This window comes from Syntrophorhabdaceae bacterium (assembly GCA_028713955.1).
Classification (GTDB): domain Bacteria; phylum Desulfobacterota; class Syntrophorhabdia; order Syntrophorhabdales; family Syntrophorhabdaceae; genus UBA5609.
In genome coordinates this window covers 1-17,321 of record JAQTNJ010000046.1, presented here as the reverse complement: position 1 = coordinate 17,321, position 17,321 = coordinate 1, and the positions used below count along the sequence as shown (strand labels likewise).

The window sequence follows — 17,321 nt, the reverse complement described above, 5'->3', positions numbered from 1 at the left end:
TGAGGATGTTGATCAACTCTTCGTTGAGAGGCGCAGGTTTTGTGGAGATCCTGAAATTTGTGATCTTCTCCCGGTAATCATCGAAATACCCGAACAATCGTTTTAGATAATCGGGGCTTAAACCGAATATATTGCCGCCGAAAAGACCGACCTCATAGGTGCCTTCTTTTTGTTGGAGGGATCTTTCTACCAATCGCCGGACGTCGGTATCGTTTTGGGCGGTAATATATCCCTGATTACAATAGATGCAACGGTCATGACAACCGAGATGTGTGAGAAAAACAGGGACGATCATGACGAACCATTACTTCTGTTCTTTGTTCCCGAATTGATTCAAGAGTGTCCTTGCCGCATTTTGTTCTGCCTCTTTTTTGCTTTTACCTGTGCCCTTTGCGCGGAATTCCTTCCCGACGCAGACGGATATGGCAAAACCTTCCTTTGTTTTTCTTGTAAATTTGTACCTGGGGAGCAGTCCCCACTTTTTCTGGGAGTATTCCTGAAGGATATTTTTCGGGTTTTTCTCAGTCAATTTTTCTTCGTTGAAATAAGGAAGAAAGAATTCTTTGATGACCTTCGCTGCCTTTGTCATCCCGCCGTCTAAATAGATTGCGCCGATAAGGGCTTCAAGCATATTTGACAAGACCTTGGACTCTTCCGGCACGTTGTTGTCGCCGTTACCATAGCTCATGTGTTTCCATAGCTCGATCTTGTTTGCTATTTCCGTGAGGGTTTCCCGTTTTACAAGGCTTGACCGGGCGTTGCTGAGGAACCCCTCATCTCTTTTCTGGTATTTTTTATAAAGAAGTATGCTGATGACACTGTTCAGTATCGCATCACCGAGATATTCGAGCTTTTCATTCTGAGATTGCCGGGATTCCTTTTTTTCATTAAACCAGGAACTGTGGGTCATTGCTTCGTTGAGAAGCCCCTTGTTTTTGAATATGTAATGAACTGTTTTTTCTAAAGAAGTAGGGTACATAATATGCGGCTGAGAGCAGTGAGCTTAAGAGCAGAGAGGGTGAATTTTTTTTCAAGCTCTCCGCTCCTCACTCTTAGCTCTATGCTATATCTTAAAAGCCTCTTCTCTTCCTGAGTATTGTTTTCTCAGTTTCGGTTTTTCTATCTTGCCGGTCGGGTTCCTGGGTACTTCACTGAAGAATATCTTTCTCGGTCTCTTATATTTGGGAAGCCCTTCACAGAATTTCAGGACCTCTTCTTCTGTCAGTGTCTTGCCGGGTACGACTTCAACGATAACGGCGACAATCTCACCGAGTCGCTCATCAGGCAGCCCGATCGCGGCGATGTCTTTTACATTCGGGTTCGTGTGGAAGAAATCCTCAACCTCGACAGGGAATACATTCTCACCGCCGGTGATGATGACATCTTTCTTTCGGTCAACGAGCCAGATAAAGCCATCCTCATCCTCCCGTGCCATGTCGCCGGTGCAAAGCCACCCGTTTATCAGTGTCTTTGCTGTTGCTTCAGGATTTCTATAGTATTCTCTCATAACCCCGTCGCCGCGGACGAGGAGTTCTCCCGGCTCGCCTTTTTTTACATCCTTGCCTTTTTCATCAACGATCCGTGTATCCCAGTTGAATCCGGGCCTGCCGATAGAACCTATCTTGTGCTCGTTGCCGATGCCGAGGTGTACGCAACCGGGACCTGTCGATTCACTGAGGCCGTAGTTTGTATCGTACTGCATGTTGGGGAAGTATTTTTTCCAGTGTTTGATAAGCGCCGGCGGAACAGGCTGTGCCCCGATATGCATGAGACGCCACTGGTCAAGTTTATAATTGGAGAGTTTTAGTTCCCCGCTGTCGAGTTTCAGGAGTATATCCTGAGCCCATGGAACGAGCAGGAAGATGTGGGTTCCCTTTTCTTCGCTGATCGCTTCGAGGGTCCATTCCGGTGAAACGCCCTTCAGGAGCACGCCTTTTGCCCCTACGATGAAACTCCCGAACCAGTGCATCTTTGCACCGGTATGGTAGAGCGGCGGGATAAGGATGAAGACGTCGTTTTTCCTCTGCCAGTGGTGGGCGTTCTCTGTAATGCATGCGCTGACCATGTTCTTGTGTGTCAGCAGGATCGGCTTGGGCTGACCCGTCGTTCCGGATGTGAAATAGAGACCGCAGGGGTCTGCAAAGGTGATCTCGACATCAAGCGGCGTCGCCGCAGCAGCATCGACAAGCTTCCTGAACGATTCCGCATAGGCAGGGATGTTCTGCCCTACGCAGATATAGTTTTTTACTGTCGGGAGCCTGTCCTTTATCGCATCGATCCTTTTTGCAAATTCTTCGTCGTAAACAACGACAGTTGGTTCTGCCACATCGCAGCAATATTTCACGTCTTCGGCAGTAAAGCGGAAATTAAGAGGTACTACCCAGGCGCCTGTCCGGATAATTCCGAAGTACGCGACAAGCCAGTCAATAGAATTCATCATAAAATGAACAACCTTATCGCCTCTTTTCACCCCTTTTGCCGTGAGGACATTGGCAAATTGATTCGCCTGGTCGTCAAACTGTTTCCAGGTAAGCTCTACCCTTTTCTTTTCAGCCGGTATTCTCTCGACAAGCGCCACGTCATTCGGAAACCTGCGTGCGTTTCTTGCGAGGATCTCACCTATGTGTACATATACGTCACCCATGGTTACTCCCTCCTCGGTTATCACGTAATTTTAATGTTGACAAATAACACTGTTCAATTTATCATGCTAAAAATCGTAAAGCAATATAAAAACAGTAACATAAACATAAAAGGAGGGTACTATGAATTTAGCAATGTTTTCGGGGCTCAATGCCAGCAAGTTTCCCAAGAGAGAGTTCATCATCGAGAGCTATCCGTCAAAAAAGACGCGCCGGTGTCTTACGTGGGAGCAGTTTAATGAGCAGGCGAACAAGATCGCCAATTACCTGATGAAGGACTGTGGTGTTAAGAAGGGCGATATCGTCTGTCATCTTATGATGAACTCGATGGAATGGTATGCAAGCTATATAGCCGTCCTCAAGACAGGTGCAACGGTAACACCTCTCAACTTCCGCTTCGCAAGTGCCGATATCAAATATGCAGCGGACGTAACAAAATGCAAGGCCTTCATGTTCGGCGAACAGTTCAACGCAAGGATGGAACCGATCATGAAAGAGATGGACTATTGCAAGCACTTCATCTGCCTCGGCAACACTATCCCCGCGGGCGTGAAGTCGTATAATGAGATTTTAACAAAGGGCGATGCGTCTGAAGTTTGTGTGGAGACAGACGATGACGATATGGCAGAGCTCATGTTCACCTCCGGCACAACAGGAGCGCCGAAACCGGTCTCCCATACACACAGGACACTCTTTTATATCGGTATAGGCAATGCCCTTACCTATAATGAAGGGTACAACAGTGTATACCTGGCCCCGCACCCGTACTATCACAGCGGCACACTCTTCCTTTCCTTTCCGTGCTATATAGCGGCAGGCAAGGTCCTGATGCCAATGGAGTTGCAGCCGGAATTTTATCTCCAGTCAATGGCAGAAGAAAGATGTACAGGCGGCTGGAATACGGTTCCTACATGGTCTGACGTGATCAACGCCATCAAATCGGGTCAGGTAGACCTTAAAAAATATGACCTTTCAGCCCTTTTACATATAGAGATCGGCGCGCAGCCGGTTCCTTACATCCTCCTTGAGGATTCAAAGAAGTTCTTCCCCAAGCTTCCGATCGCAAACATTTATGGTATCACAGAGGGCGGCGGCGGCGGACTCACGAACTGTTATGATGAAGACATAATGAAAAAACCCGGCTCCATTGGAAAGGCGACAGCCTTCATGGAGGCAAAGGTTATTGACAGCGAGGGCAAAAAGCTTCCTGCCGGCGGGGTCGGTGAATTGCTCCTCAAGGGACCGCGACTCATGAAAGAATATGCCTTCAACCCGGAGATGACAGCCAAGACGATCAAAGACGGCTGGCTCTATACAGGTGACCTTGCATATGAAGACGAAGAAGGCTTCATCTTCTTTGCTGACAGGGCAAAAGACCTTATCATCAGGGGCGGTGAGAACATCTTCCCGGCTGAGATCGAAGACGCCCTGAGGAAGCACCCCAAGGTCCAGGATGTCGCCGTTCTCGGTTATCCTCACCCGAGGCTCATTGAGATTGTTATGGCGATCATTCAGCCCAAGGAAGGCCAGACCATTACCGACGAAGAGATCATTAATTTCGTAAAAGAGAAAGGTCTTGCGAAGTACAAATGGCCGGAAAAGATGGTATATACCGCCATCCCGAGGAACCCGGCAGGTAAGATCGAGAAGCCGAAACTGAGAGACATCTACGTGAAGCCTGCGAAAGACGCAATGGAAAAGGAGTTCAAGAAACAGTCGTAATGAGCAAATGCGCATAAGTGTGAATGCGTGAATACGGAAACTAAACGCCCGCCACCCCGGCGGGCGTTTTCATTGTGAGTACACGATAAGGGAAAGCCGGAAGAACGGTTTGTTGCCCAAGTCGATTTATCCCAGATTTTCCATTAGGATTAGCACTTGTGTCGGGATGTCCCTCGTAAACACGCAGAATAAAGGCAGTGAATAGTGAAAGGTGAAAGGTGAAAAAGAATCTCGTCAGGCGTAAGGCGTAAGGCGTAAGGCGAGCGAAATCCCTCGGAGTTTTGTCATTGCGAGCCCGAAGGGCGTGGCAATCTCATTCAATGATTATACCCTGCTTCGCTCCTCACGATGACTCATGGTTGTCACGCTATGCTCTATGCTTTTTGTACCACACTTTAATCCCCTCACGACTTACGGGTCTTTCGATATACGATATACGGCCTGCCATGATCTGTCATCGGTATCCGGCATCATGATAAAATATATACAAAAGTAAACATTTTTCTTGACAACTATTTATTTATTGATACACTTTGTCCTATGGAAGTAGGAAATAGAATACGGCAGATCAGAAAGAAACAAGGTATGAGCATGAAGGAATTGGCTAAGCAGGTTGGGCTTAGCTATCTTACCATTCAGAGGATTGAGACAGGGGAAGTCAGCCCGTCGGTGGCTGTTCTGTCTGAGATCGCTTATTGCCTGAAATACCCGATCACCGGCTTCTTTGACAAGGAGATGGGCATACAGCTCATAAAGGCAGCCGATCAGCCCGAGATAGAGTCTTCCACGCTGAAGCTCAAACTGCTCGTCCCCAAAGGCCTTATCAACGACAAAATATCCGTTAGCCTTGGAAAAACAGATAAAGGCAAATGTATAGATTTACACAAGAATCAAGGTCTCGAAATAACATATATTTTAAAGGGTAAATGCCGCAAAATCTACGACAATAAGGTCCTTGAGCTGGAAGCCGGTGATATCGTCTGCTTCGACGCTGAGCGACCCCACTCAGTAGAGGCGCTGGAACCGATGGAGTTTATAAACTTTTATTTGAGACAGATCCCATGACTTAGGAATCTGGTTTAAATAAAAACAAATGATAAAGGAGGGATTATGGCAACATGGAAGGTTTTATCGAAAATAGTGATCTTACTGGTTACTTTTCTTTTCCTGGCATCACAGGTGGTCTTTGCTGCACCGGCAGCGAAGGGGAAACCAATTATCATCGGTGTCCCGAGCTCATTTAAATCGATTGAAGCAGCAGATGGACTGAAGGCTATCACGCTGGCGGTCGAGGAGATCAACGCAAAAGGCGGGGTCAAAGTAGGTAACGAAAAGAAAATGCTGAAGATCGAATCTATCGAAACAAGAGACATGGAACCGGGCGTGCCGCTTGCTGATGCATTGCTGGCTAATGAGAAACTTATTCTTGAAAAGAAACCCAACGTAATTATCCAGGGGCCGACGAGGTCCGAGGTGCTCCTTGCTGCCATGGATATGTATGCACAGTACAAGATCCCGAGCATCAACAATGCCGTGGCATCCAAGTTCGTGGACCAGTATAAATCGAATCCTGAAAAGTACAGACACTGCTTCAGGATGTTTGACGGAAAGTATGTCGTTGCCGGACTCGGGAACGTGATGGCTAAGATGAACAAGGAGTACGGGTTCAAGAAGGCATACATCGTGGTGCAGGATGCCATATGGGCAGTTGGGATCGCCAACGGCATGAATGCGTGGTATAAGAACAACGGCTGGGAAGTGGTAGGATTCGACAAGTATCCCACCGGCGCCTCGGACTTTTCCAGCACCCTGATAAAGGCGAAACAGTCAGGAGTCCAGGTCATCTTCTGTATCTTCGACATGCCCCAAAGCGGCATCCTTGTCCAGCAATGGAAGGATATGAAGGTGCCGGCGGTCTTTGCCGGGTTTATCTCACCGCTTATGGGATCGAATGCCTGGAAGACCTTCGGGGAAAAGATTGAAGGAGTTATCAATATAGCCTTTGACGGAGGAAATCTCCCGCTTGCCAAGTATCCGCCTGCAAAAAAATTCTACGAGGCCTACGCAAAAAGATGGGGAGAGATGCAGGTCGGTCACAAGCCTGCCGTTGACTACGATGGTGTATACGCCATGGTGGGCGCAATCGAGAGGGCAGGATCGCTTGACCCGGACAAGATTGCCAAAGAACTTGAAAAAACAAACATGGTAGGGGCCACCGGCAGGATCCATTTTCAGGACCATCAGTATGTGTTCGGCGATGACCCGAAGGTTGATGCAATCTCTGCGGTGTATCAGTGGAAGAAAGGCGGAAAGAGAGTCCCCATATATCCTGACAGCATTGCAGAGGGAGTGATCGAGAAACCTGCATCGATGAAATAGGAGGAGAACGTGTTTCTAAGCGTACTCGTCTACGGGTTTATCAACAGCGTGATCCTGGTGATGGTTGCACTGGGGTTCAGCATAACATTCGGTATCAGCAGGGTCGCCAATTTTTCCCACGGCGGGTTTTATATACTGGGAGGAATTTTCACGTGGTACGGCCTTATTAAGCTGGGCATGCCCTACTTCCTCTCGGCAGGCCTTTCAATAATTATCATCGGAGCGCTCGGGGCCCTCATGTACAAGGTTATCCTTGTTCGCCTGAGGGGCCTCGAGCTTTCCGAGGTCATCGCAACGCTTTCACTTGGGATTGTAATCCTTGAGCTTCTGAGGGGACTCGGGGTGTTTGGTTATGAATTCAGAAACCCCGTGTTCATAGACGGCTCTGTCGAGATCTTTGGTGTCGGCGTTGGCATACAGAGGATTATCATCGTCTGCGCCGGCGCCATCCTTCTCTTGATCCTCCATGTTTTTGTTCACCACACAAAAATGGGGCTCGCGTTCAGGGGCGTGGCCCAGCAGGAGCATACTGCCTTATCGGTCGGCATTAATCCCGACCAGGTCTCCATGCTGAGCTTAGCCATGGGTTCGATCATGTGTGCCCTTTCCGCAGTTCTCATCTTACCACTCGGCGTTATCTCGGTGGACGAGGGGTATGACATACTCATAAAGGCGCTGGCTGTCTGTATTATCGGCGGGCTCGAAAGCACGCTCGGGGTGCTTGTGGCAGCCTTCATCATCGGCTACATCGAGGTGCTTACATCCATGTACATCTCCTCGTCGCTCACGTCCGTTGTTCCTCTGGCATGCATGCTTGGGATTCTCCTGATCAGGCCTTCGGGCATATTCGGCAAATCGAAAGAGATTGAGGAGCGGGTATGAGCACAGAGCGCAGAAAAGAAAGAATCGACAGACCCATCAAGGCAGTCACGGATGATATCTTCTGCCTCTCCTCGATACGGGAGATCGCATACCTTGTTATACCGCGGATGCTGCCTGTGGCAGGCTTACTCCTGCTGGCATTCCTCGTGCCCCCGTACTGGAGAAAGGTGATGGTCATAACCTTCGTCATGGGGATGATGGCCCTGAGCTGGGACTTCATGGCGTCCTGCGGGCTTACTTCCCTTGGCCAGGCGCTTTTTTTCGCACTGGGGGCGTACAGTGCAGGGGCAGTGAATCACTATCTCGGTCTACCTATTTACCTTTCCATCCCGCTGGGGACTCTCATCGGCGCCATCATCTCCACTGCCATCATCTACCCTACCCTCGGGTTAAGAGGAATATACTTCTCTGTGGTCACACTTATCATTCCGCTGATGCTCATGCGTGTTGTGGAGACTACCGGTATTTTCGGCGGCACCGAGGGTATTACAGGCCTGAGCCCCTTTCCCGGCATCATTGTCACGATAGCGCTCAGCATGATTGCTCTGTGGCTTACATTTTTTGGCCTGCGGAGGCTCATCGATTCTGATTACGGGCACATCTTTGTTGCCCTGAAAGACAATGACAGGGCGGTAGAAGCGTCCGGGTTGAGTATCCGGTGGTTCAAGGTCCAGGCCATTTTCATAGGAAGCGGAATATGCTGCTTCAGCGGGGCCTTCATGACCCACTACTACATGAGCATCGGCATGTCTGCCTTTGCCGTGGACCTGTCGATATTTCCCATCGCCGCAAGCGTGGTAGGCGGAATGGGGACCCTTGTCGGACCGCTGCTTGGAGCGATCATTCTCGGTCCTCTTTCGGAGGCGCTGAGGGCCTTCGGTTCGTTCAGGGTCGTTATCTATGCAGCCCTTCTCGGCACCTTCATCGTTACGCTGCCGGAAGGTCTGTTCCCTTACTTAGCGAGAAAGTATCAACAAATCGAGAGATGGGTGGAGGCCCCCGGTGGAATATCTGAAGATTGAGAACCTCAGGAAAACATTCGGAGGAGTAGTAGCTGTCGACGACGTCAGCTTTGAGGTTGAGCAGGGCACGCTCCTCGGGATAATCGGACCGAACGGATCAGGAAAGACCACGACGGTGAACCTGATCACGGGATTTCTCAAACCCGATTCCGGCAAGGTAATGTTCAAAGGGCGGGATATAGCGGGTCTTCGGGCGTCCAAGATCACGAACCTCGGCATCGGAAGGACGTTCCAGATGGTCAAGCCCTTTTACCGTCTGCCTGCCTTCAAGAACCTTGTGGTGCCCTTGTTCTCTCCACGGGTAAAGAAGATGGGCGGTCACTACGGTGAGAAAGATACTCTTGCCCTCGACATCCTTGAAGACATCGGGTTTGAGCGGGATTCGGCCGTGCCCTACAAGCCTGCCAGCATCCTTCCCCACGGGTATCTGAAACGGCTCGAGATGGCAAGGGTGATAGCCCTGCAGAGCGAGCTTATCGTCTTTGATGAGTTATATTCGGGGCTCACGCTGGCAGAGGTTGCCACCATATCACCCATGATCGAGAAGCTGATCGAGGCCGGCAAGACGATAATCATGGTGGAACATCGCCTGAAGGAGCTTTTCAAGATTGCCCACAAGGTGATGGTCCTCGACCAGGGCAAAAAGATTGCAGAAGGCAGTCCCAAGGAGATCATGAAACAGCCGAGCGTCAAAAAGGCGTACCTTGGGGTGGAACTATGAACATGTTGTCCGTAAAAAATCTTACGGTATTTTATGAAAACGCGATCGCCATAAACAAACTATCCATCTCTGTCGATAAAGATGAGATCGTGGGTGTCATCGGGCCCAACAGTGCAGGCAAGACCACGCTGATGAATACGATTTCCGGTCTGATGCTTGACACGAAACTAAAGGAAGACCGGAGGGGCGGCATACGAATCAGTATTTTCGGTTCGATCGAGTTTCTCGGCGAGAATATCAGCAATCTATGGCCGGACAAGAGGGTAAGAAAGGGGATTGCCCTGTGCAGGGAAAGGCACCCTGTTTTCGGGGAAAGCGACGTTGAGGAGAACCTCAAGATTTCGGGATACCTCAGTTCTAAGGAACAGGTAAAAGAATCCCTGTCTCTTGTATATGATACATTTCCCAAACTTCTTGCGATGAGACGAAGAAGGGCAGGGCTCATGAGCGGTGGAGAGCAGCAGATGCTCGCGATAGGAATTGCCCTCATGGCGAGACCCCGGCTTTTACTCCTTGATGAACCGCTATTGGGTCTAAGTCCCAACGTCCAGGCCCAGCTTGTTGAGGCGATTAAGAAGATCAAGCAACAAACAAATATGACGATCCTTATAACCGAACAGTTTGCGAGACCGCTCATCCCTATTATTGATCGCGGGTATGTCATCGAAAACGGTATGTTCGCGTTTGGAGGGAATAAGGATGAACTCTATGATAACCCGGATGTACGGAAAGCCTATTTCGGAGTAGATTATGACGACGAATGAGTGCGTATACGATCTCTTTCTGAAAACCGTTGATACATACAAAAACAAGATCGCCCTTGTATACCTCGGCGAAAAATATTCCTTCACGAAATTGAAGAGGCTTGCGGAGCGTGTCGGTACCGGCTTTTACGACCTCGGGGTACGGCCCGGAGACAGGGTAATGCTTTATATCCCGAACTCCCCCCAGTGGATTCTGGCATGGCTCGGCCTCCAGTATGTCGGCGCAATCGCCGTACCGGTAAGTCCCATCTACACGGCCCATGACATGGGATACATCGCCCGTGATTCCGGAGCGCGGGTGATACTCTGCTCTGACACGAATTTCGGTTATGTAAAGCGGGTAAAGGCCGAAGGGGTTCCCCTCGACACGGTCATTGTGACAAACATAGCGGACATGCTTCCCTGGTGGAAACGGTACATCGGGTTCGCCTTCGACAAGATACCGGACGGAAAGGTTGAAGCGAGTGACGTATATACCTGGGACAGACTCTTAAAGACCGAAGCCAACCCATCATGCATGGCAGCCTCAAGGCCTGACGAGATCATGCAGATCCTCTATACAGGGGGCACGACGAAATTCCCGAAAGGCGTTCCCTTCAAACACACGGTCTTTGTTGAGGGCCTCATGGCCCAGCTCAAGGTCAGCGAGCCCCTCATACCGCTGGACCAGAACAGGATTGTTCAGGGCGCCCCGCTGTTCCATATCCAGGGCGAGATCTTCAGCCTCGGCCCCATCTGTCTTACGGGCTCAACGGTCATTCTCATGCCGAGGGTGAATCTTGACGCCATTTTCCTTTACGTGAAAAGATATCGCGCGACAACGCTGTTTGGCGTCCCCGCCCTGTACAGGATGTTTCTCGAACACGACCGGATTGATTACTACGACCTCTCATCGCTGAAATACTGTTTTACGGGGGGCGATGTGATCCCTCTCGAGGTGATGAGGAGGTGGAAACAAAAATTCGGCGTGCCTATTTCTCAGGGCTACGGCACCACTGAGACCGTGGGCGGCGTGACTATGGTGCCCGTTCTGGGGGATTGGCCTGAAGACTCCATTGGTCCCGTCCTCTCGATCAAGAAGGTGAAGATTGTTAACCCTGATACGCTCGAAGAGGTAGCCGTCGGCCAGCCCGGCGAGATACTCGTCCATTCTGATCCGATGATCGACCGTTATTGGAATAAGGAGGAGGAGACACGTGAGTGCTTCGTGGATATAGACGGACTGTTGTGGTACCGTACCGGGGATATTGTTCGGGCTGACGATAAGGGTTATCTGTACTTCGTCGATCGAACCGCAGACATCATCAAGCACAAAGGCTACCGCGTATCCGCCTCGGAGATAGAGGCCGTGCTGAAAGACCACAGCGCCGTTATCGCCGCTATAGCGGTAGGTGTCCCTGACAGGCGCGTAGGCGAAAGGATAAAGGCCTTTGTTGTCCTGAAGGAAGATGCCGAGGGAGTGACAGGGTATGACCTGATCCGGTGGTGCAAAGACAGGCTGACGTCGTACAAGGTACCGGAATATATTGAATTCAGAGACATGCTTCCGAAATCGAAAGTAGGAAAGTATTTGCGTAGAGAGCTAAGGCAACAAGAACGTAAGAGCTAAGATCGAGACAGACACACCATATAAGGCAGCAGATAGTCGATAGTGAATAGCAATAAAACCAGTGAATAGTGAATAGTAGGTAGTAGATAGCGAGAAACGAAAGAAACCTGAACGCTTGGCACCCTGCCCCTGACGCCTTCCTGAATATTCTGCTTTCTGCTCTTCTGATTTTTATCGTCCCTCGTCCTAGCGCAGCGGACGTCCCTCGGTCCTTATCTCTCTGCCCTCGGCTCCCTGCTGCCTTTCCGTGAAAAAAGGAGAGCTTAAGGCTTGACTTTAATCGCGGTATCTGGCCTATATATCTTACCAGATCTTCTCAGGTTATGTGTAGAGTGTGAGAATGGATAGTGCGAAGACCGATCATAACCCCATGGAATGCCTTTCCCCGACCTTTTTCATCGATAGCGACAATCCGGCGATAAAGGATGTGGTCCGGAAGCTGACATCAGAACCGGAAGGAGATATCCCGAAGGCGGTCAGACTTTTCTACTTCGTACGTGATCAGATTCGCTACAACCCGTATACCCCGCGGTTTCTCCCGGAACATTTCAGAGCGAGTACAACATTGGAGCGGGGCGAAGGGTTCTGCGTGCAGAAGGCCGCGCTCCTCGCGGCCCTTTCAAGGGCGGCAAAGATCCCTGCAAGGCTCGGTTTTGCAGTTCTCCGCAACCATTGTCTGCCGGAACGACTGTCGGCGCTCCTTATAGGTGATGAGATCCCCGACCACGGGTACGCCGAGCTTTACTTAGAGGGCAAGTGGGTCAAGGCCACACCTGCCTTTGACGGGTATACGTCCGGCAGGAACCGGATGGTACCGGTGGAATTCGATGGCATCCATCATGCATTACTCCCGTCGCTCACCGTCGAGGGCAAGCTCCACATCGAATATCTCTCCTTCCGGGGCGAGTATGACGATATCCCCTTTGAATTGCTCACCGAATGGCTTTCTTCTGCACTTACCCCTTTGGGCAGGAAGGTTATCATGGAGGAACAGAGTTGATCGTGGGGACCGGATGGCCAACCCTTGACTTTTGAATGTGTGATGAGAGATGACACACGATACGAACTACGGAGTATATAGTATATAGTAGATCGTATATCGTAAACTACAAAAGAATCCCACGAACGACGATATACGAAATACGATATACGGTTTATTGCAGTAGTCCCCTCACGACTTACGATTCACGACTTACGGATGTTATACGTCTCACGGGCCTTCAGATATGCCTGAAGGCGTTTTTGATGGTCTCTTCTCTGACCGGCCTGGTCACGAGCGAAACGACGACAAACACGATGAATGAAATCGGCAGGGCGATGATCTGGGGGTCGATCATGTTCCAGGGGTGGCCCGCGAGGGTGTTCGATCTGAAGAAAAACCTGCATAGGCCGAATGCCTGCGACTCCTGTTCGTGGAAAAAGAGCATCCAGAAGAGGGAGATGAAAAATCCGCAGAGGATGCTCGCCTTTGCAGCCGCCTTTGTCCCCTTCTTCCAGTAGAGCCCGAAAAGGTACGCGGGTATGAATGTGGCGCCGCAGAGACTGAAGAAGAAGGCGGTGGCAACGGCGATGATGCTTTCCGGAAGGATCAACCCTATGAAGAGCGTTGAGAAGATACTGAACACGATCCCGACGCGTGTCACGATCGTGATCTCAGCAACGGATTTGCCCTTGAGCAGTGCCTGCTCGAAGATGTCCCTGGAGAGTGATGTGCCGAGGGTGTGGAAGTGGCTGCTGTTGGCGCTCATGGCGGCGGACATGAGGGTAACGAGGAAGAGAGCAACGAACCACCGGGGATAGAACCGGTCGATATAAAGCGGTATGATCTTGTCGATGTTCCCCTGGACGGCCGCAATCGGTAGTTCGGTATAGTTGCTGTAAAAGATCACGTTCGTCAGTGCTCCCACAGTAAAAGCAACACCGGTGGTGAGTAATACAAAAATTGCCGCAAAGGGGATAGACCTGTTAATTTCCCTGTCTGATTTGAGGGTCATGAAGCGAACACTCAATTGAGGCTGGCCTATGACACCGACCCCGACACCCATGATCATTGTTGTGATGACGTACCACCAGACGGGTGACGCTGCTGCCGGCATGGACGTGAACCCCCTGTGCCCTGCCTCCTTCAGGTATTGGGGGATAAAGGATGTCAGTTTCGTGAGGGCTTCATGGGCGTTCACGACTCCTCCTGCAACATGGTAGGTATAGATGCCAACGGCAGCCATGACAACGACCATGATGATGCCCTGGAAGGCGGAGGTGTAAAGAACGCCTTTCAGTCCGCCCCATATGACGTAACAGGCCGTGATAAGCAGGAAGGCGAGATAGGCTGTTGAAAACGGGATATTCAGATAGACCTCGATAAAACGTGAGATGCCGATGAGAACCGCTGCCGCGTAAACGGGCATGAAGATGAGAATAACGAGACCGGAAAATCCCTGTACGAATCGCGATTCGTATCGCCTGCCGAGAAGCTCCGGGAAGGTATGCGCATCGAGCGCCTTGCCCATCTTGCGTGTCCTCTTCCCGAAAACCACAAAGGCAACCCAGATGCCGATCATTATATTGAGGACGGTCAGCCACGAGAGACTAAACCCGTAAAGGGCGCTTACACCCCCAAACCCGATAATCGCCGATGTGCTTATATGTGTGGCGCCGTAGCTTAGTCCCATCGTGACAGGGTGGACCTGCCTGCCTGCGAGCATATAATCGGATACGGTTGTGGTGCGACGGTACCCGAGGTAACTCAGGTAAACCGTTATAACAAGATATATAAGGGTAAATGTGATGAGGTAGAACATGGCCCTTAGGGAAGCTTCTCTATTAGTTCAATCTCTTCTTTTTCCCAGCGTATCTCTTCCTTATAGTCCCCATCCTTTTCCGCGGACCCTTTGCGCCAGTTTATGATCCCGTAAATGACGCAGAAAAGAACAGAAATGAAGGTAAGGATAAATCCTGTAAAAATCCAGATGTCCGGAAAGCCCAGCATGGTACTATTTCATTAGCACGGAGATTTTAAAACTGTCAAGAACAATTACTTGGGCTCACGTCGCCCCCTCCACGAACAAAGTCCGTGGAGCCTCCCCCTCTCGCTCAAGAATTCGCTACAAAATATATACTGTACCGGGGCTCACGGCTTGTCCCGTCTTGACGGGGTCGCCCCCTCTTTAAACCAGCTATCAGCATACAGCTGTCAGCGTCGATAATCGATAATCGATCATCGAGTATCGAGCGGCCAGCATCTCATCCTCTCATCTTCTGTTCTTATCGCCGGCATCGGGTATACGGCATCCAGTATCGGGTATTAGGTTCCTTTGCAGTTAACGATATACGATATACGAAATACGACATACGGTTTGTTGTAATGAAATTCCGGTTGACTTTATAATTATCATTGGATATTCTTATTATATAAGACAAACTTGATGGGTTCAGAAATGCGCCATGTGTTTCTGGAGGTGTTTTAAAAAGAAGGATGGTCGGGCCGCCACCTGGAGATAATTCAGGAGGCGGTCTTTATTTTGTCGTAATCCCATACCAAGGAGAGACGAAAGGATAAACAGCTTTGCATAGGTATAATTCAAAGATGTACAACCATGATATGAGCTTTTTTGATGAATCTAAAATTAAAAGGAGGTTACCATGGTGAAACAAACAATGTATCTGTTTTTAGCGATCCTGATGCTCCAGACAATGTTTTTAAAAGGCATAGGTTATGGATTCAACGCCACAGACCTTCAAAAAGTCAATAGCACAAACAAGTGTGAAAAGTGCGACCTGTCGAATGCGGACTTTTCCAATATAGATATGTATGGGGCAAACCTGACAGGGGCAAACCTGACAGGGGCAAACCTTTCCGATGCAAGCTTCAATGACGCCAACCTGACAGGGGCCAACCTGACAGGAGCGAACATCAAAGGGGCAAATTTTTCCGGTGCAAAGCTGTCGAACACCATATGGGTTGACGGCAAAAAATGCCAATCAGGCTCGATAGGCAAATGTCAATAGCCCTTCAGCGGTTAGCTGTGGACAAAGGACAAAGAGGACAGCATAGATAGTTGCCCAACAAAGTAACGCGGATGATCGTAATACACAGATCTCTGTATCTATAAGTGGTTGATCCCATCTCCTTTGTTGTCTTCTTTCATCTTTTTTTCGAGATATTCCCTGGCGATGTCTTTCCCCCCCAGACCGCAGGCTATAGCCAGGGCAAGGATGACTCCTCCAAAGGTTATAGCAAAAGCGATAATAACAGTCTCCCTCCCTATCCCCAGCTGTTCCAGCGCCATTGTACAGGATAATATGAAAACCGTGAACTTCACAAATTTGCTGAGCAGTCCGGAGTATCTGATGCCGGCATTTACCGACGCGATAAGCACGGCCCGTCTGAAAAAATTGCTGAGAAGATAACCTATTATCAAAATGAAAGCCGCGATAAACATATTGGGGATATAGAGAAAAAATCTTTCCAGCAGTTGCTCTACGGTAGGTATCCTGAGGTTTTGCATGGAGACTATCAGGAAAGTAAGGATAATAATCCACCCTATTATTTTGGAGACGAGGACCGATAGAGACTCTCTGATGCCGCTCCTGGAGAGGGCTTCGACGATACCGAACCGTTCCAGAAATTTATCAAGTTTTATGGTCTTGAAAAATTTCTGGAAAATCATCCTGATGATAGCGGCAAGAAATATCCCGATAATCAGGAGGAGAATCGATGCGAAAAGATTAGGCAGAAAGTAAAGCAGTTTTTCATAGCATTTTTCAAAAGGCTCAACAATAACTCTCTGAAAAATATTCATATTCCATACCCCCTTTTATTTATCCCAGTTCTTAATAAGGAAGTCCTTCTTCTCTTCGAACATCGAACGCAGGTTCTCGATCTTCTTCTCAACCTCCCGGGCATCGTTGTCCAACGTTTCCATAACAAACGAGGCTGTCCTTCCTATGTAGAGCGGGGTCAATGATTTTAAAAGATGCTCCCTGTTCATTACCCTTTTATGCGCCGCAAGGATAAAACTATAGATTGTCTCGACCCAGATTTCATCAGGTATCCTGAATGTCCTTTTTCTGCTGCCTGTCAATTTTGTAAAAAAATTGTACAGCTCTTTTGACATAAATTCTTTCCAGAAAACACCCAGTTCTTTGATGCCGAGTGAAAAGCGGTCTACCATCCTTTCCAGGTTTACATTGACCGGCTCGAGACCAACATCGTACTGAAAGCCAAGCGTAGGGACATGCTCAGACGATTTGATGGGTTTCCACACGGCAGAATACGTTTCCATAAGATCGAGCGCAGCACTCACCACCTGGTAGAGCATTGCACTCAAATCCGCACCAGGGTCTTTTGCGTCGTGGATCTTTGCCCCGAGATATGATTGGCAGACCGGGAAATTGTTCGCAATGGCAGTGGATGTCATCCATATATCTATGCCGTATCGCGCGACATCCGTTTCCCACACATCCTTGGCCAGGTAAAAGCCGGCAAGTTTTCCTGAAAAACCAAAATCACCACCAATAGGTTGTCTGACGCGCTTGCGATAGAGAGCGCTCGTTAAGGGATAGACTATGCTGTTTGTA

At 49.4% G+C, this 17,321-nt stretch carries 17 protein-coding genes; 10 read left to right on the top strand and 7 right to left on the bottom strand.

The genetic code is table 11. From position 1 onward, the window contains the following. The 3 genes from PHU49_06110 to PHU49_06100 form a co-directional block, all read right to left on the bottom strand. Nucleotides 1-295 (bottom strand): hypothetical protein (locus tag PHU49_06110; protein ID MDD5243574.1); only part of this gene is annotated, 295 nt, incomplete at its 3' end. Nucleotides 296-304: 9 nt separating this feature from the next. Next, entirely contained in the window at nucleotides 305-979 is a 675-nt protein-coding gene (rnc, locus tag PHU49_06105) for a ribonuclease III (protein ID MDD5243573.1), read from the bottom strand. Between the two features lie 84 nt (nucleotides 980-1,063). Then, the gene (locus PHU49_06100) at nucleotides 1,064-2,644 is read right to left on the bottom strand and encodes an AMP-binding protein (protein MDD5243572.1); all 1,581 of its coding nucleotides are present in this window, start codon (nucleotides 2,642-2,644) and stop codon (nucleotides 1,064-1,066) included. A gap of 121 nt (nucleotides 2,645-2,765) precedes the next feature. On the opposite strand from PHU49_06100, the gene PHU49_06095 reads away from it, so the two are divergent. The 9 genes from PHU49_06095 (at nucleotide 2,766) to PHU49_06055 (ending at nucleotide 12,741) form a co-directional block, all read left to right on the top strand. Continuing rightward, the gene (locus tag PHU49_06095) at nucleotides 2,766-4,364 is read left to right on the top strand and encodes a class I adenylate-forming enzyme family protein (GenBank protein MDD5243571.1); all 1,599 of its coding nucleotides are present in this window, start codon (nucleotides 2,766-2,768) and stop codon (nucleotides 4,362-4,364) included. A gap of 540 nt (nucleotides 4,365-4,904) precedes the next feature. Beyond that, entirely contained in the window at nucleotides 4,905-5,429 is a 525-nt protein-coding gene (locus PHU49_06090) for a helix-turn-helix domain-containing protein (protein MDD5243570.1), read from the top strand. 45 nt (nucleotides 5,430-5,474) lie between these two features. Beyond that, a complete protein-coding gene (locus PHU49_06085) occupies nucleotides 5,475-6,743 on the top strand; it encodes an ABC transporter substrate-binding protein (GenBank protein ID MDD5243569.1) in 1,269 nt (422 codons plus the stop codon). Nucleotides 6,744-6,752: 9 nt separating this feature from the next. Further along, nucleotides 6,753-7,625 carry a branched-chain amino acid ABC transporter permease gene (locus PHU49_06080; GenBank protein MDD5243568.1) on the top strand — a complete coding sequence of 291 codons (873 nt, stop codon included), beginning with the start codon at nucleotides 6,753-6,755 and terminating at the stop codon, nucleotides 7,623-7,625. After that, nucleotides 7,622-8,647, top strand: coding sequence for a branched-chain amino acid ABC transporter permease (locus tag PHU49_06075; protein MDD5243567.1), 1,026 nt, complete (start codon nucleotides 7,622-7,624; stop codon nucleotides 8,645-8,647). The genes PHU49_06080 and PHU49_06075 overlap by 4 nt, the downstream gene beginning before the upstream one ends. Next, nucleotides 8,628-9,368, top strand: a complete 741-nt coding sequence (locus PHU49_06070; GenBank protein MDD5243566.1) for an ABC transporter ATP-binding protein — start codon at nucleotides 8,628-8,630, stop codon at nucleotides 9,366-9,368. The genes PHU49_06075 and PHU49_06070 overlap by 20 nt, the downstream gene beginning before the upstream one ends. Further along, nucleotides 9,365-10,132 carry an ATP-binding cassette domain-containing protein gene (locus PHU49_06065; protein ID MDD5243565.1) on the top strand — a complete coding sequence of 256 codons (768 nt, stop codon included), beginning with the start codon at nucleotides 9,365-9,367 and terminating at the stop codon, nucleotides 10,130-10,132. Before PHU49_06070 ends, PHU49_06065 begins: the two co-directional genes overlap by 4 nt. Next, on the top strand, nucleotides 10,119-11,741 hold the full coding sequence (locus PHU49_06060; protein MDD5243564.1) for a class I adenylate-forming enzyme family protein: 1,623 nt from the start codon (nucleotides 10,119-10,121) through the stop codon (nucleotides 11,739-11,741). The genes PHU49_06065 and PHU49_06060 overlap by 14 nt, the downstream gene beginning before the upstream one ends. Before the next feature lie 340 nt (nucleotides 11,742-12,081). After that, complete coding sequence (locus tag PHU49_06055; protein ID MDD5243563.1) at nucleotides 12,082-12,741, top strand: transglutaminase family protein; 660 nt, start codon at nucleotides 12,082-12,084, stop codon at nucleotides 12,739-12,741. Nucleotides 12,742-12,961: 220 nt separating this feature from the next. Here PHU49_06055 and PHU49_06050 read toward each other — a convergent pair whose 3' ends face one another. After that, complete coding sequence (locus PHU49_06050; protein ID MDD5243562.1) at nucleotides 12,962-14,542, bottom strand: sodium:solute symporter family protein; 1,581 nt, start codon at nucleotides 14,540-14,542, stop codon at nucleotides 12,962-12,964. Nucleotides 14,543-14,547: 5 nt separating this feature from the next. Next, a complete protein-coding gene (locus tag PHU49_06045; GenBank protein MDD5243561.1) occupies nucleotides 14,548-14,730 on the bottom strand; it encodes a hypothetical protein in 183 nt (60 codons plus the stop codon). 653 nt (nucleotides 14,731-15,383) lie between these two features. Here PHU49_06045 and PHU49_06040 point away from each other — a divergent pair. Continuing rightward, nucleotides 15,384-15,749 (top strand): pentapeptide repeat-containing protein, encoded by a 366-nt coding sequence (locus tag PHU49_06040; GenBank protein ID MDD5243560.1) that lies wholly within the window; start codon nucleotides 15,384-15,386, stop codon nucleotides 15,747-15,749. Between the two features lie 98 nt (nucleotides 15,750-15,847). Here the strand turns inward: PHU49_06040 and PHU49_06035 are convergent, their stop codons facing one another. Continuing rightward, nucleotides 15,848-16,543 carry a hypothetical protein gene (locus tag PHU49_06035; GenBank protein MDD5243559.1) on the bottom strand — a complete coding sequence of 232 codons (696 nt, stop codon included), beginning with the start codon at nucleotides 16,541-16,543 and terminating at the stop codon, nucleotides 15,848-15,850. A gap of 15 nt (nucleotides 16,544-16,558) precedes the next feature. Then, the coding region (locus PHU49_06030) for a cell wall biosynthesis glycosyltransferase (GenBank protein ID MDD5243558.1) at nucleotides 16,559-17,321 on the bottom strand (763 nt) is incomplete at its 5' end.